Below are 16013 nucleotides of genomic sequence, written 5' to 3'. Positions count from 1 at the left end.
ATTGTCTTCCTATCTTATATATTTTTCAAATATTTCTTTTGCTAAATCTTCGCCAAGCAATGTACTGTTTTTCTCAAGATACGTTCCGATCAGTCGTTCACCGTCTCTTAAAACAAAATCACACTTGTTATACACCTGTACAAATTCATCTGCTTCATCCAGCAGTTCTACTGCACTCTCCTGATATTCTTCTGCTATATATGCACCGTTGACATGAGACTTTTTCATATTTGAAAGTGTATAATAAAAATCATCTTCGCGTATATTCATCGGTATCATCATGGCATCGGCATTATTTGCTTTTATCTCTTTGTTAAGTAAAATAAACAGTCTGTTTGGACTGGCATGTTCAGCAATAAGCCCAAAGAGCTTTGTCTCTTTTTTGATCCCGTCATCAGCATTCATTGTCTCGACTTCTGCCATTCTTTCACTCATTGTATCCCCCATAGTTCTTTTGCTTCTTCTTCTTCAATCCTGCATCTGTTACAGATTTTCTCTCCACCCTGATAGGCAAAAAAGTTCCCGCATTCATCACATCTTTTAATGTCAAAACGCACCAGGGTTTCAATTTTCGGTTCAAAAAAAGTACTGAGCGAAAATGTTTTTCTCAGTGTGAGAGAATGCGGTTCGCAGACATCATGACAGCTGTGACACTGTACACAGGCGAGCGGATTAAAATCAATTTTACTGCCTCTGTGATCTGAGCTCAGAGCACCGGTCGGACAAATTCTGTAACACATCTGGCAATTGGTACATGTAGTCTCATCCAGATCCTTTTGTGAAATAAATGAGATGTCCTCTACAGAAATCGTATGATACATTTCAGGCACTTTGGCACGTTTCATAGCCATAAGCAACAGACTTCGCCTGTCCGGTATATTCTTCTCTTTGATTTTCATAATATCTTTTGCTGTAACTGTATGTGTCTTTACATTCGTATCACTCGCATCAACTTCATTTTGGAGTTGATGCTTGATGGATATTGCAGTTTTGACACCCTCTTTTGAGAGCAGTTTACGCCGGCTTAAAGTATCACTTTCTTTTTTTATTTCAAAATTTAATGCTGCAACATTCAGGCTTTTTTCCTGTTGCATCGCTTCAAGCAGGAAATTCACCTCTTCTGCTCTGTTGTTTATAACAGCAAAATTTGTTTTTGCTATTTCACACTCTGCACAGGGTCCCACATCCAGAGTAATTTTTTCTGAAGATATCAATGCAACACTCAATAACTCTTCAACACTCAATGAGGCTATACAGGGGAAATTTTCGTCCTTACATGTAAGCACACTCTTTTCATCTTCTAAAAACTGGAAAATATAATTCATTGGGTTAAAATCATCCAGTGTATATGCCGCAGTAGGGCAAACTGCATTACAGCCTCCACATCCAACACATTCACTCGGTGTAAAAGAGATTGCAGAGTTTTCCAGATGAATTGTTTGAACAGGACATGCCTGCACACATTTGTCACATATTGCAAACTTGTTTGAAGTATGTACGCATTTGCTGACATCTAAAGTTAAAAGGCTCATGCTTGGTGATTATATCCGCTGTTTTTTAATTCTGTGAGGTATTCAAAGTCACTCATAATGAACTCCAAAGCCAAATCAGCCGCATCAAAATAAAAAGCCGTGCCTGCTTCACTTTTCACATTTAACAGATACATTGGCGCCCACTCCAAAATATGGTCTCGCATAAAACCGTACTGAATCTGTGCTATCTCCTGTGCCACTTTAGAGTTCCCCTCTTCAAGTGCCTTTAGCTCTGCTCTGCAGAGTTCATACATAAACTCAAGTTCAATCGCTATATGGTCAGCAGCCATAACTCGTGCTTTGTCAAGCTGTACATTAAATTCAAAAGCATTAAAAATGGCCTGTACAGGATTGTCGCCACCTGTTTCAAGCATCTGATCATCTCTCGTGTAGAACGATTCATACGGAATAAGATGGAGTAAAAAAAGGTTAGTAAAATCAACATTCAGATATCTTTCTATCAAATCTTTTGAATCAAGCTCTTTTCGTTTTTTCCATTCTTTGAATGTTGGAAAAAAAGAGAGCATATTTTCGTCTTCTTCTATTGATTTTAATAGCCCTTCATCAATTTCACTCATCATTATTCTTGAGATAAGTGCATACAAATTTATTCTTGCAATCTGCTCTTGTTTTAAATCATTATTCATTAAAAATGTGCCTTTTGGAAATTTTCTTATATTAGAAGTATAGTAAAGCCACACTTGAAGTGGGCTTTACCTTTGTTGTTAAACGTCTTTTATATTGAACTCATAAGCCTTTTGGCTTGGTTTCACCGGACGTTTAATATGATATGGACGGCGTAGTTTGTCTGCCGCAGTCAACGGACGAGTCAACTGATCTCTCCATGCCTGATACACTTTAAAGTTGTTTTCATAGTTCACTTTAATATCACCTATTTTGTCATCAGCACCTGCTTTGGTAATGATAACTTTTTGGTGCCAGCCGTGGTTTCCGGCAATAGGATCCGGATGACAAGGGGCTACCGCATTTTGCCATGCACCACTGAGTCCATCCCACCAGATATTGTCAAGATCTTTGTTGTACTCTTTAAACTGCCATGCATGATGCGGTTTGATACCTTCAGTCGGTTTCATTGTTCCGACTTTTCCGTCATCAGTCATTTCATATTTAGGAGAACCCAAACTCATAATACCAAGCTGATGCTCAAATCCCGGAATAGTTACAGAGTCTTTGAGTTTCCAGCGGCCTGCATGGTGTGAACATGCAAGAACACCAGGACGTGTTGCTTCAGTTGGCACAGCCATTGCAATAAAGTAACCGCTTTTAATACCTGTAAGAGTATCCTGTATTTGTACTTTAACTGCATCTCCGCGTTTGATACCGAGTTTTTCAGCATCTTTTGTATAGATCCAAATAGGATTGTGGTTTTGTGAAATCTCCATCAAGTGTTTAGAGTTCACAGAACGCGTATGAATATTGTACGGCAGACGATAAATCGTATTGAGTGCAAATTCATTGTCCGCTTTCATATGCTTATGGTGAACCTGTGTTACAAGGTGTACCATTTTGTCGCTCTCTGCATCATTTCTCGGATAAATTGGAATAGCATACTCCGGCCATTTCCATTCTTCAGCCAACCACTCAGAGAAAAATTCAAGCTTTTTACTCAATGTATGGAAACCTTCACGAAGTTCTCCGTCAATTTCAGCACCGATAGATTTTTTGAAGTTTCCGTCTTGTACCCATAATGCACCGAATTCATCCTTGGTAACTTCGTCTTTGGAATATTTATGACCGTGTGCATGGTAATATGTTCCGTCAAATTCAAGTTCTTCTTCCTGAGGCTTGTATACATCAGTTTTTTCTGTCCAGGCACCATGATCTCTCATGTAGCTGTAAACAGGGAACTCTTCTTTTGCATACAGTTTTGTCGCTTCGGCTTTTAATTTCGGTAAAAGACTCATCGCCGCATCAAAATACTCAGGAACAGTTACCGCACGGGACGGATCTTTTTTACTTGCCCAGTATTTTCTGATGCCCAATGAACCATCCGGATCTACATAATCTACAATTAGATTTGGCCAGAATTCACTCTCTTCCCATACTTCACCCAGACCGAATTTCATGTGTGCTTCAAGTGTAGCACGTTCCGGTCTTTTTGCTTTCCAACCTGATTTTTCAGCAGCAACACGAAGAACCGCCTGACGGAATTCTATACGCTGTTCCGGTTTTGAAGGCGTTGACTGTTGATCGTTTCTCTCACCCGCAAGTCCAACAGGAAGTACATAATCACAGTACCAGTTTGTTTCAGACCAGGTAGGAGAGAGGTTAAATGACAATTCAAATTTATCTTCACGCTTGAGTGCTTCTATCCATCTGAATCCATCCGGATTAATCCATAAAGGATTGTGCATTCTTGGAACATAAACAGCCATAGATTTAGGAATCTTCAGTCCGCGTTTCGTCCATTTCTCATGCCATGCATCATCCATCATAATCTGTGGCATCATGTAACCCATCTCATATGTTGAAATAGGATACTCCGGCGGCCATGCAATTTCATTCCATGCATCAGTTTTTTCAGGGTGTTTTCCTGCAACTGTGGCTTTGTCACCTTTTCCTGCAACTGAAATTTCATGCCAGTGGTGCATACCTACTCCACCGATATCTCCACGCATAGCTCCGACAAAAACAAGAGGCAGGAAACCTGCACGTGTATTCATCCAGCCACCACGGTGACCGATTGGTCCTGCACGCCATAAATATGTAGCAACTTTAGCTCCTGCAGGTACAAACATCTCCCACAGTTCATCCAGTTTATATTCCATACCTTCGAGTTTACACTCTTTAACAACAAACTCTTTAGTATACGGAGCGTACAACTCTTTTGCAACTTCTATAAAAGACTCATAACTGTCATCTTTTGGCATTTTAGAGATATATCCGTATCCAATCATCTTTTGCAGATAATCTTTGTTGGCCATCAGTCTGTCCCAGTTAACCCACTCTTTTACAAATTCATGATTTACAATATCTGACCCGTCTTTTTTCTTTTCATTTAAAATACGGTTTGTCAAATATAGATAAAGTGCTGCTTCTGTTCCCGGCCAACACGGAATCCATAAATCCGCCATACCCGCTGAGTTACTCATTCTAGGGTCAATAACAACCATTTTTGCACCACGTTTGCGCGCTTCAGCAATCAAACCGGCTGACTGTTGGAAATAGTGACCCGCATCTGCTGCATGTGAAGACTGTAAGAATATCAGATCTGCATTTGCCCAATCCGGTGAGTTTCTGTCATCATTTGCCCATTGGATAGTTCCCTGACGAGCCCCTGCCGAACAGATATTGGTATGTGAATTGTATCCGTCAATTCCTAAAGATTGCGGAACACGCGGACCAAAGCCGTTTTCGTTTGGACGACCGACATGGTACATGATAGATTTTTTAGAAATCTCATCACCTTTTGCAAGTGTGTCATGCATTTTCTTCCCGATAGCAGCCATTGCCTCATCCCATGTTACACGAACCCACTTTCCTTCACCACGTTTTGAACCCGGCGCACGTTTAATAGGAAACGGAATACGATCAGGATCGTACATTTGAGAAGTTACAGCATACCCTTTGGCACAGTTTCTGCCTCGAGAACCTGTGTGTAATGGGTTACCCATATACTTTCTTACCGTCATAGTATCTTTGTTAACCCATGCAGTTAGACCACAACCCGCTTCACAGTTTGAACAGACTGTTGGAACAATTGTATAGTTGTTTACCTGGATACCGTCAGGATTGTCGGCAGATCGGACGCCATGACGTTCGATACCGCCACGTTTCCAGTCATCTCCGTCGAGCTCCGCAAAATTGTCCCACTCTGATTGGTCAGGATAAAAAGAAATTGTATCAGGAGTGTTTGTAAACTTACTTTGGCTAACAGATTCGGCAATTGCATCTGTTGCAAATACCCCTTTAGCAATAGCTACACCAGCTACGCTGAATGCAGCACCTTTTAAAAATGTTCTTCTACTTTGTAAATACATTTATACTTTCTCCTTAACTCATTGGTAATAATTGTGGAATAACTAGCCAAACATGCTTCACTACCCACAGACCTACGATAGCTAAAATAGCTGCGAGGTTTAAAAGACTGCTACTGTTACTTACTCGTGAAAGTGCAACCAGTATCATTGGTAAGATATATGCAACCCACTGTCCAATCCAGAACATTGTAGCATACTCACCATCGCCTTTAACATAGCCTAAGATAGCTGCAACTTCTTCAGCTTTCATAGCACCGAAAATATACTCTGACATATAAATAATAAATGCCATTAAAGCACTTAATCCTAAAATCGCTCCAAAGAAATTTTTCGTTTCGTCGCTTAATTTAGAACCGCCGAGAAGGATAATTGCCGCAGAACCGGAAAGTGTTGCTGCCAAAATCATTTGTGCTGATTCTGTCGGCATCTGCCATAATTCTCTTGCTGTTGCTTCAGCCATAATACCGGCAGTATAAAGTGTTACTGGAATTGCCAGCAGCGTTACCCAAAAAAGTGTTTTATCAAAAAAGGCGGTAGGCTGTTTTGTCAGCAAACATTTCTCTTTTCTGATCATTACTGCAATCATGACAAATTCAAGACCTACAAAGAGTGTTGCCATCCAGGCACCCACTGTAATTGCTGATGTCCAGTGAGGATAAAAGAATATATGCCACATTCTCCACATTTGATGCAGGTCCAACCATGTGAAAACCAGGAAAATATTCATAAAGATAAAAGAAGCAATCATAACCGGCGTTCGCAGTCCGTTCATTTCACTCGGATTTTTCTTTAATAAAAGAAAAAGCATAAATACCAGACCGGTACCGATACTTTTTGCCCACATATTCATTGTTACATACCAACCCCAGAATATATCAGGAATTGCAACATCTAGAGTTACTACAGCATTTGTTGCTGCTAAAGTTTCATGTACCATTAGTGATGCCCCCCTAGTGGAAGTGTTGTAATATTGTTAAACAGGTTATACCCTTCTTCTCTTCTTGATGCAAGAGGATTAAGACTCGCTTGTCCTGCTCCGACATAATAGTGATGAGGATTTGTTCCCTTCTCAGGTTTACGAACCTGTACATCTCTGTGATCTTGAATATATCTTGAAATATTTGATGCAGGATCTTCCAAGTCACCAAAAATATTTGCTTCTACCGGACACGCAACCACACAGGCCGGCATCATCGAAGATGCAATACGGTGTGCACAGTAGGTACATTTATCAGCAGTCTGCGTTTCAGGATCAATGTATATTGCACCGTACGGACAGGCCATTACACAACCGGCACAGCCGATACATCTCTCTTTATCAATGTTTACAATACCATTCTCAATATAGTGAAGAGCGGATACCGGACAAATTCTTTCACATGGTGCATTTTCACAATGATTACATCTAAGAGGGGTGAATGTTCTCTTAGTTTCAGGGAAAGTTCCCACATCTACATATTTAACACGAAGTCTCCATGTACTAAGCGGAACTTCATTTTCCACTTTACATGCGATCTCACAACCTTTACAACCCATACACAGGTGTAAATCAACTAGGAAACCTAATTGCATATATTCTCCTTTGGCCTTCAGTGGCTTTTTTAAGATTTATAACTACGACTTATTAACACTAAAAGAAGCCCTTATGCACGGCATTTCAGGCTTTTTTTACTGTAGATATATTAACGCATGAACCTTAAAGAAGTAATAAAAGAGTGATATATTTTTGATAATTTTTTTGTAATGGGTATATCGGGAAAATTAATATTTCAAAGATTTATATTAGTTATAAAATAAAATTTTATAACTAATATATTATAATCAGATAATTATTTATTTTAGGCGAACACGGACAGACTGTTCATGAGCCGTTAATCCTTCTGTATTTGCAATCAAAGCGCACTCTTCTCCAATCTCATTGATAGCATTTTTACTGAATGAAATAATAGAACTTTTTTTCATAAAATTTTCAACACCAAGCGGTGAATAAAATTTTGCTGTACCCCCAGTAGGAAGCGTGTGGTTTGGTCCTGCAACATAGTCGCCTATAGCCTCAGGTGTGTTGTGTCCCAAGAAAATTGCTCCGGCATGCTTGATATACGGCAAAAGTTCAAAAGGGCTCATCGTAGCGACTTCAAGATGTTCGGGCGCTATTTTGTTCATCAGATCAACTGCTTCATCCATATCTTTTGTTACGATGATTGCCCCTCTTTCTTCTATGGATTTTCTGGCTATTTCCTGGCGTGAAAGTTTTGTTAGCCATATTTCAATTTCATCTTTTACAGCATCGGCCAGTTTTTGCGAGGGTGTAATCAAAATAGAACTTGCCATTTCGTCATGTTCTGCCTGAGAAAGCAGATCTATAGCCAAGTGGTTGGCATTTGCACTCTCATCTGCCAAAATACCTATTTCACTTGGCCCGGCTATCATGTCAATATTGACTTCACCGAAAACCATTTTTTTTGCAGTTGCCACAAAAATATTTCCGGGTCCTGTTATAACATCCACTTTCGGTATTGTCTCGGTTCCATACGCCATTGCGGCAATAGCACTTGCACCACCCACTTTATATACCTCACTCACACCACAAAGATGACAGGCAGCGAGTAAAAGCTCATTTGGTTCATTATCCGGTGTCGGCGTACAGATAATAATATTTTCAACACCTGCAACCTGCGCAGGAATAACATTCATAAGCAAAGATGAGGGGTAAGCTGCTTTTCCTCCCGGAATGTAGAGCCCTGCACTCTCAACCGGAGTCACCTGCTGTCCCAAAATCGTTCCGTTTGCTTCTGTATCAAACCATGATTTCGGTTTTTGCTTTTCATGATATGCTTTTATTCTGTCATAGGCAAGATGCAGGGCATCTTTAAGCTTTTTGTCAATATTTTCATAGGCTTTTTGCATAGATGCAGTCGTTATTTTCAAGTCTGCATCATTTTTTGGTGTCCAGTTGTCAAACTTACTGATATGTGATCGCAAAGCCAGATTTTTATCTGTTTTTATATCTTCAATAATATCATTTACTATGCCGCTCACATGGGCAATATCCATCTTTCCGCGCGCTAAAAGTTCTTCAAACTTTCCATCAAAATCATTATCACTGGATTTTACAAATATCATTACTTTTTCACTCTCTTTTGATTTGTATTAAATTCTTTTTGCACTATCTCTAATGCCTGTAAAAACACATCTTTTTTTGCATATCCCAAAAGTGGCTGAAACATAGGATCACCGTTTGGTAACAAAAACCATATTCCCGGAAGGCCCGGAGTATTTTGTGCCAGTACAGCCGGAATATAATCTCTTTTGTCCGTCCATGAACGAACAGCAATAAAATTTTTATTTATCTTTTGCACAACTTTTTCATCTTTAAGTGTTGTTTTATCAAGAAGCAGACAGTATTTGCAAGAGTGACTTGAAATAATAAAAAGAACAGGTTTATGCTCTTTTTGTGCCTGAACCATCCCTTCTTGATAGTCTTTTGCCCAGTGTATCTCATCAGCCATCAGAGATGTTGTGAATACAAATGCCAGTACCAATAATAATTTACCCATGTTTTTTTACCTTTTTTAAGAGTTCTTTTGCACATTCCTGTGCTGATTTTCCTGTAACATCTATGATGATATCTGCCAACTTCAGATACTGAGGTCGTCGTTCATCATAAAGTTTTTTTGCTTTTTTCAAATCAGCAAGCAACGGTCTTTTTTTCAATTTTCTTGTTGCATTGGGGTGTTCTTTTAATCGTTTAATGATAGCATCAAAAGGAGAATCCAATAGAACAATTGTACCTATTTTTTGTAAATTTGTCTGTTTGTAGAAACCGCCGCCGGTAGAAATCAGCGTATCATGTACACTTGTTTCCAGCCATTTTGCAACCCGTTTTTCCAGTTTTCTAAAATACTCTTCACCGTTTTCTTCAAATATCTTTTTAATTTTTCTGTTTTCCATGCTTTCTATAATGTCATCAGTGTCTATCGTCATATACGAAGAATATTTGAGCGCTTCGCGCGCTATACTTCCTTTGCCTACACCCATGAAACCTATCAGTACAATGTTTTTCATTTGATATCCCATACAAATTTAAAATGATTTTATCATATTTAGCATAAAAGTTTTCCATTTATCAACTGTTGGTATAATATCTTCTTTAAAAAATCAACAGTAGGTTTATTATGAAAAACAAAAAGTTTATCACTCTAGGATTTGCATCGGTTGCGACATCAATAGCGCTTATGCTTTCTTCTTCTTTATTTGCAGAGAGTTCCATAAAAGATGCACAGGCTTCTAGACTTCAGGCTTTGGAGAAATTCACGAAAGTCATCAGCATAGTACAACAATATGATGTTGATGATGTAACGATAGAAGAGCTTATAGACAAAGCACTTGACGGTATGATGAAAAATCTTGATGCCCATTCAAATTATCTGACAGAAAAAGATTACAAACGATTAAAAGTACAGACAGAAGGTGAATTTGGCGGTCTGGGAATTACTGTTGGTATGAAAGACGGTGCACTCACAGTTATATCCCCTATTGACGGAACACCGGCAGACAAAGCAGGGCTCAAAGCAGGTGATATAATTTTAAAAATTGACGACAAATCTACTATTGGCATGACTATAGATGAAGCGGTATCCCTTATGCGGGGAAAAGTCGGAGAACCTATTGATTTGCTCATCGTCAGAGAGGGAGAACTCAAGCCTCTTTCTATCCATATTGTCCGTGATATAATCAAAATAGAATCTGTACACGCAAAAGTAATAAATAATGATATTTTATACATACGCGTTGCCAGTTTTGACAAAAAAGTTGTAGAAGATGTTACGAAAGAGATAAATAAACGCAAAGCTTCCACTAAAGGTATTATTTTAGATTTAAGAAACAATCCCGGCGGATTACTTGACCAGGCAGTAGGTCTGGTTGACTCTTTTGTAGACAGCGGCGTGATAGTTTCCCAAAAAGGAAGACGAAAAATTGAAAACAAAACCTACAGCGCTCATGCCTCAAACACTCTGACAAAGGTTCCTTTGGTTGTTTTAGTCAACGGGGGAAGTGCCAGTGCCAGCGAGATTGTCAGTGGGGCTCTGCAAGACCACAAACGCGCTGTGCTCGTAGGAGAAAACACTTTTGGCAAAGGAAGTGTACAGGTTGTCCTGCCTATTACAAAAACAGAAGCAATAAAACTTACTATTGCCAGATACTACCTCCCAAGCGGAAGAACCATTCAGGCGGTAGGCGTGAAGCCTGACGTAGTCGTTATTCCAGGTGAGCTTAAAACACATAAAAATGAGTTTGCCATAAAAGAAGCAGACCTGAAAAAACATCTGCAGGAAGAACTTGAAAAAGTTGACGGGAAAAAAGAAGAGACTAAAGAAGATAAAAAAGATAAAAAAGATATAATTACGCCAGAAATGCTCAACAAAGACATTCAACTCAAAGAAGCCGTTGACATCATAAAAGCTCTTGTTATAATGAAAGGATAAAAAACGTGAAAAAAAAAGAATTACTTTACGAAGGTAAGGCAAAAAAACTCTACGCGACAGAAGATGAAAATTTAGTCATTTCTGAATTTAAAGATGACTTAACAGCATTTAATGGCGAAAAAAAATCCAGCGAAGTCGGAAAAGGAGCACTGAACAATAAAATTTCTACAGAATTGTTCAAACTCTTGGAAAAGAATGGCATTCCTACTCATTTTGTGAAAATGCTTGATGACAATCACATGCTTCATAAAAAAGTTGATGTTATCCTCATAGAGGTCATTGTTCGCAATATTGCAACGGGAAGTCTTACCCGCAACCTTGGCATTGAAGACGGTACGGTTCTTCCTTTTACTCTTGTAGAATTTGACTACAAAAATGATGAACTTGGTGATCCTAAACTCAATGACCAGCATGCACTGATTCTTGGACTGGTTGATTTTCAGGATGAGCTTGACAAACTTCGCCGTATGGCTCGACAGGTAAATGATATTTTAAAGCCTTATTTTGCTCAGAAAGGTTTGAATTTAGTTGATTTTAAACTTGAATTCGGAAAAGACAAAGAGGGAAATATCATTCTCATTGATGAAATTTCACCGGACAACTGCCGTTTTTGGGACATACAAAGTGGTGAAAAAATGGATAAAGACAGATTCCGACAAGGACTAGGTGGCGTTACAGTAGCTTACGAGCAGGTATTAAACAGAATTTTAGGAAAATAACAAATGAAAGCAATAGTAAATGTATTTTTAAAAGCAGGCGTATTAGACTCGCAGGGAAAAGCTGTACATCATGCCCTTAACTCTCTGCAATTTGGTAATGTTGAAGATGTTCGTGTAGGCAAACAGATCATACTCAAAATTAATGAAACAGATAAAGAAAAAGCAATGTCTGATGTGACAAAAATGTGTGAAGATCTTTTGGCAAACACCGTAATTGAAGACTATACTATAGAGCTTGTATAATGAAAGTTTCTATTTTACAATTTCCGGGAACGAACTGTGAATATGATACACAGTATGCTTTTGAAAAACTTGGTGCGACAACACAGATAGTATGGCACAAATCTACAACAATACCCGAAGATACTGATTTGCTTGTAGTAGCAGGAGGGTTTTCCTATGGTGATTACCTCAGAAGCGGTGCTATTGCGAAATTCAGCCCTGTTATGTCTGCAGTAAAAGAGTATGCAGAAAATGGCGGAAAAATTTTAGGTATTTGTAACGGTTTTCAGGTTTTAACAGAAGCAAGACTTCTTCCCGGTGCACTGAAGCGGAACGAAGGGCTGCACTTCATTTCAAAACATCACCATCTTCGTGTAGAAAACTGTGACAATATTTTTTTAAAAAAACTGCATACCGGCGATGTTGTAAATATACCAATAGCACACCATGACGGAAACTATTACATAAATGACGAGGGTCTGGCAGAGCTTGAAGCCAACGGACAAATACTTTTGAAATACACTGACGCAAACGGTGAAATACAAAATCCTAACGGAAGTGTTGCAGGCATTGCAGGTGTTTGCAATAAAGAAAAAAATATTTTTGGCCTTATGCCGCATCCAGAACGCGCTATGGAATCTCTCTTGGGAAGCGATGACGGAATAAAAATGCTAGAAGGATTTTTAGCGTCGTGATCAAAGCACTTTTAATTGCTCTCATTTTCATCACATCACTTTTTGCAAATAAAGTGATTTATCTCAGCTATGATGAAATTCCGACAAGAGTTATTAAAGGTGAAATATTTCCCGTAACTTACAAAACACTCTCAACAGTAAAAAACTTTGATGATGTTTTGTATGAATTTTCAAATCATCAAGGTATCAAAATCCTTGATGAAGCACCCCAGAGAGTGCAAAAAGGAAAGTATTATTTTGATACTTTTCATATGCAGGCAACACAAAAACAGGCAAAACTTCCCGATATTGAAGCTTTTTTAATGGCACCCCATGATTACAACAGCACAACGCTTCAAGGTCCGAACCTTAATGTAATTACACTCAATCCCGGGGAAAACTTTTCCAATATCATAGCCAATAGTTTTACTGTTCAAGAGTATAAAACAACAGTGTATGACGATACACACAACATTGTTATATTTGTTGCCTCAGCACAAAACGCTGATCTGAATGAAATCCGTTTTAAACATGTATACAAGCAGGGACTTGAATCAATTTCCGGTAACTACAGGGAAGGGAAGATTATATATTTTGTTATTATTGACAAAAAAATAGAAAATTTTTCTTTTTCCTATTTTAATTTGCTTAAAAATGATTATGCTTTAGTCACAATCCCGATTATAGTCAATGATGACAGTGTTACCACACAAAGTGACTTGCGACCGCGAGACCAGTCACATGATACGATCAAGATGTATATAGCGGCTGCTGTGGCATTCTTAGGTTTTATTCTAATTCTTGTACGTCGTAAATATTTCTATCTGATTTTTATTATCATACCATTAATTTATATAATTTATCTGGCAATACCCCAGAAAAAAGTATGTATCAAAGAGGGTACACCTCTTTATCTGCTGCCGGTAGACAACTCTACTGTATTTGAAACAACACAAACACAATACCATTTAACGAAAGAAGGACAGGTGCGAAACTTTATAAAAGTAAAACTGAAAAACAATAAAATAGGCTGGGTGAAAAATGAAGATACTTGCTCATATTAGTTGGGCTTATGCCACGTTTATTATCTTTACAGGGCTGACTTTTTCCATAATATTATATCCGATTTTACCTCGTCCCTATGCAAGAAAAGCAGTAGCATGGTTTATCAAGCTCACTACATTTTTTTCTACAACAGTCGAAGGAAAAGAAGACCCCGATGCACAAATGTTTTTAGTAAACCACCAAAGTGATTTGGATATCGGTATTTTGGAGACTGTTACAAATAAAGATATAACATGGGTTGCAAAAAAGTCTCTTTTTGATGTACCGTTTTTTGGTTTGGCAATGAGTATGCCAGAAGATATAGAAGTAGAAAGGGAGAGCAAAACATCTCTCATCAAACTGCTTCGTGCTGCCAAAGACAGGCTGAAAAAGAAAAGAGTCATTACAATGTTTCCAGAAGGCACACGTTCAAAAGGAGCCAAAATGCTCCCTTTCAAGTCAGGAGCCAAAGTCATTGCAGATCAATACAAGCTCAAAGTGCAGCCTATCGTTCTTATAGAGACTGCAAAGTGCTATGATCTGAAACGTTTTTATTATGTTCCCCGAAATATAAAAGTTGTTTTTCTTGACTCTTTTATTGCTGATAAAAATGATCCGGACTGGTTAAATGAACTAAGAAAAAAAATGCAAAAGGTATACGATCATGAGCTGGCAAACAATACTAGCAATAGGTAGCGGCGGATTTATCGGAGCAGTATTACGCTCATACATTAACGGGCTTATTTCCCACAGAGTACCGCATGAACTCCCTTTTGGGACACTTGGTGTCAACCTCATAGGAAGTTTTATTATGGGTGCGCTTTTGGCATATTTTATGTATTCAACTTTTTTAACACCCCATATGAAATCTTTTCTCTCAACAGGAATTTTAGGTGCATTGACCACCTATTCCACCTTTGCCATTGAAAGTTTTTTGCTTTTGGAAGGAGGGAGTATCGCGTTGGGGCTTTTAAATATGGCACTGAATGTTTTTGGAACAGTATTTATGGCGGGAAGCGGTTATTATCTCATCAACCATTTTTTCAAATCCTGATGACCTCATCTGCGCACCAGGATGCCAAGTCCATGTCATGGGTAATCAAAAGCATTCCCATTGAGTCAAGATTTTTTATAAGCATTTTCATCACTTCAAGCTGAATCACATTATCAAGTGCCGATGTCGGTTCATCCAGTAAGAGGAGTTGCGGCTTCATAAGCATAGCTCTTATGATAGATGCACGCTGAAGCTGTCCGCCTGAGAGTTCATGCGGCAGTTTTAAAAGCAGATCATACTCAAAACTCATATTTTCCATCAAACTGTTGAGATTATCCAAAGATGCCACATCTTTTATTTGGTGCAATAATGTATAACTCGGATGAAAGGAACTGTAAGGATCTTGAAAAATCTCAGACACCCTTGAAACTTTAATCGTACCGTTTTGTGGTTTGAGATTTCCGAGTATAAGTTCAAAAAGTGTACTTTTGCCGGCTCCGCTCTCTCCGACTATAGCCTTTAACTCCCCCTGTTTTAAACACAGTGAAAAGTTTTCAAAAAGAGGCTTCTTGTTTGTATAGCCAAAGCTTACATTTTTTATCTCTAAAACAGTATCTTGCAAAAATCAGCTCTCACTTTCTGCAGGATAGGCCTGTTCAAGTTTTTTATACAGCTCATCAGGAGTCACATCAGCGTGCTCTTCCCATATTCTTTTCATCACAACGTTATCTTCTTCACCCTTCCAGATTTTTATATAACTGCCCTCTTTGTATCCGTGATCCTGACGGAACTGATTGAGTATATTTTTTCCTACATAAAGACGATAAAGCGTCTCTAGATTCAGACCGCTCATACTGACCAAATCAAAAAATTCTGATACCAGTTCTTCTAAAGCAATGCTCTCTTTTGAGACAGCAATGCGTATTAGATTTTCAATTTTTTGCATCACATCCTCCTGCGATGCAAATGCTGCAGCATCGGATTCTATGCCACCGAGTGCTTTCAAAGCTGATATGTCTATCGCTATATCTTCGATGCCGCCTTGTAAATTTTTACTGTATTCTTCTATTGCCAGGCTCATAATAAAATGCCAGACATCTATAACTTCAATCTGGTGATTTTGCCAGTCAGGCTCGACATCTATACTCTTCCAATGCTTCCAGCCAAAACTGTCCACCATCTCTGCGCACTCCATATATATACAGCGTTTCCAGTTAATGGACTTGCCGTTTTTTGTTATGCCTTTTGTCCACTCTTCACCATTGGTTGCATCGTTGAGCTGATTTTGCAGTTGCAGCATCAAAAAAATTTTATTATTCATCTGTTTCCTTTTAATCTGGA

General features: G+C 38.6%; 18 protein-coding genes. 7 read left to right on the top strand and 11 right to left on the bottom strand.

The window, feature by feature from the left end:
- Positions 1-9 precede the first annotated feature (9 nt).
- The 9 genes from MNY28_RS11325 to MNY28_RS11285 form a co-directional block, all read right to left on the bottom strand.
- On the bottom strand, positions 10-435 hold the full coding sequence (locus MNY28_RS11325; RefSeq protein WP_346389900.1) for a hypothetical protein: 426 nt from the start codon (positions 433-435) through the stop codon (positions 10-12).
- The gene (locus MNY28_RS11320; RefSeq protein WP_346389899.1) at positions 432-1532 is read right to left on the bottom strand and encodes a 4Fe-4S dicluster domain-containing protein; all 1101 of its coding nucleotides are present in this window, start codon (positions 1530-1532) and stop codon (positions 432-434) included. Before MNY28_RS11320 ends, MNY28_RS11325 begins: the two co-directional genes overlap by 4 nt.
- Positions 1529-2179: a molecular chaperone TorD family protein gene (locus tag MNY28_RS11315; protein ID WP_346389898.1), complete on the bottom strand. Its 651-nt coding sequence runs from the start codon at positions 2177-2179 to the stop codon at positions 1529-1531. The genes MNY28_RS11320 and MNY28_RS11315 overlap by 4 nt, the downstream gene beginning before the upstream one ends.
- Before the next feature lie 78 nt (positions 2180-2257).
- On the bottom strand, positions 2258-5533 hold the full coding sequence (locus tag MNY28_RS11310) for a molybdopterin-dependent oxidoreductase (protein ID WP_346389897.1): 3276 nt from the start codon (positions 5531-5533) through the stop codon (positions 2258-2260).
- A gap of 13 nt (positions 5534-5546) precedes the next feature.
- A complete protein-coding gene (gene nrfD / locus MNY28_RS11305; protein ID WP_151899824.1) occupies positions 5547-6470 on the bottom strand; it encodes an NrfD/PsrC family molybdoenzyme membrane anchor subunit in 924 nt (307 codons plus the stop codon).
- The gene (locus tag MNY28_RS11300; RefSeq protein ID WP_151899823.1) at positions 6470-7105 is read right to left on the bottom strand and encodes a 4Fe-4S dicluster domain-containing protein; all 636 of its coding nucleotides are present in this window, start codon (positions 7103-7105) and stop codon (positions 6470-6472) included. The genes nrfD and MNY28_RS11300 overlap by 1 nt, the downstream gene beginning before the upstream one ends.
- 261 nt (positions 7106-7366) lie before the next feature.
- Positions 7367-8656: a histidinol dehydrogenase gene (gene hisD / locus MNY28_RS11295; RefSeq protein WP_151899822.1), complete on the bottom strand. Its 1290-nt coding sequence runs from the start codon at positions 8654-8656 to the stop codon at positions 7367-7369.
- Entirely contained in the window at positions 8656-9090 is a 435-nt protein-coding gene (locus MNY28_RS11290) for a DUF255 domain-containing protein (protein ID WP_151899821.1), read from the bottom strand. Before MNY28_RS11290 ends, hisD begins: the two co-directional genes overlap by 1 nt.
- Positions 9083-9598: a shikimate kinase gene (locus MNY28_RS11285; RefSeq protein WP_151899820.1), complete on the bottom strand. Its 516-nt coding sequence runs from the start codon at positions 9596-9598 to the stop codon at positions 9083-9085. The genes MNY28_RS11290 and MNY28_RS11285 overlap by 8 nt, the downstream gene beginning before the upstream one ends.
- A 110-nt stretch (positions 9599-9708) precedes the next feature.
- Here MNY28_RS11285 and MNY28_RS11280 point away from each other — a divergent pair, with 110 nt between their 5' ends.
- From MNY28_RS11280 to crcB, 7 genes are read left to right on the top strand one after another with little or no spacing between them, the layout of a single operon-like run.
- Positions 9709-11019 carry a S41 family peptidase gene (locus MNY28_RS11280; protein WP_151899819.1) on the top strand — a complete coding sequence of 437 codons (1311 nt, stop codon included), beginning with the start codon at positions 9709-9711 and terminating at the stop codon, positions 11017-11019.
- A 5-nt stretch (positions 11020-11024) separates the two neighbouring features.
- Positions 11025-11738 (top strand): phosphoribosylaminoimidazolesuccinocarboxamide synthase, encoded by a 714-nt coding sequence (gene purC, locus MNY28_RS11275; protein ID WP_151899818.1) that lies wholly within the window; start codon positions 11025-11027, stop codon positions 11736-11738.
- 3 nt (positions 11739-11741) lie between these two features.
- Positions 11742-11981, top strand: a complete 240-nt coding sequence (gene purS / locus MNY28_RS11270; protein ID WP_151899817.1) for a phosphoribosylformylglycinamidine synthase subunit PurS — start codon at positions 11742-11744, stop codon at positions 11979-11981.
- The gene (gene purQ, locus MNY28_RS11265) at positions 11981-12655 is read left to right on the top strand and encodes a phosphoribosylformylglycinamidine synthase I (RefSeq protein WP_346389896.1); all 675 of its coding nucleotides are present in this window, start codon (positions 11981-11983) and stop codon (positions 12653-12655) included. The genes purS and purQ overlap by 1 nt, the downstream gene beginning before the upstream one ends.
- Entirely contained in the window at positions 12652-13698 is a 1047-nt protein-coding gene (locus MNY28_RS11260) for a hypothetical protein (RefSeq protein ID WP_151899815.1), read from the top strand. Before purQ ends, MNY28_RS11260 begins: the two co-directional genes overlap by 4 nt.
- Positions 13676-14374: a lysophospholipid acyltransferase family protein gene (locus MNY28_RS11255; protein WP_346389895.1), complete on the top strand. Its 699-nt coding sequence runs from the start codon at positions 13676-13678 to the stop codon at positions 14372-14374. The genes MNY28_RS11260 and MNY28_RS11255 overlap by 23 nt, the downstream gene beginning before the upstream one ends.
- Complete coding sequence (gene crcB, locus MNY28_RS11250) at positions 14343-14732, top strand: fluoride efflux transporter CrcB (RefSeq protein WP_151899813.1); 390 nt, start codon at positions 14343-14345, stop codon at positions 14730-14732. Before MNY28_RS11255 ends, crcB begins: the two co-directional genes overlap by 32 nt.
- On the opposite strand, the gene MNY28_RS11245 is transcribed toward crcB, so the two are convergent.
- Positions 14722-15294, bottom strand: coding sequence for an ATP-binding cassette domain-containing protein (locus MNY28_RS11245; RefSeq protein ID WP_346389894.1), 573 nt, complete (start codon positions 15292-15294; stop codon positions 14722-14724). The two genes, crcB and MNY28_RS11245, sit on opposite strands and share 11 nt — an antisense overlap.
- Positions 15295-15297: 3 nt before the next feature.
- Positions 15298-15993, bottom strand: a complete 696-nt coding sequence (locus tag MNY28_RS11240) for a dUTP diphosphatase (protein ID WP_346389893.1) — start codon at positions 15991-15993, stop codon at positions 15298-15300.
- Positions 15994-16013 lie beyond the last annotated feature (20 nt).

The sequence above is a fragment of the Sulfurimonas sp. NWX367 genome (genome assembly GCF_039667065.1).
Taxonomy (GTDB): Bacteria; Campylobacterota; Campylobacteria; order Campylobacterales; family Sulfurimonadaceae; genus Sulfurimonas; species Sulfurimonas hydrogeniphila.
The sequence above is the reverse complement of the archived record's forward strand: the minus strand, read 5'-3'. Positions and strand labels throughout refer to the sequence as shown.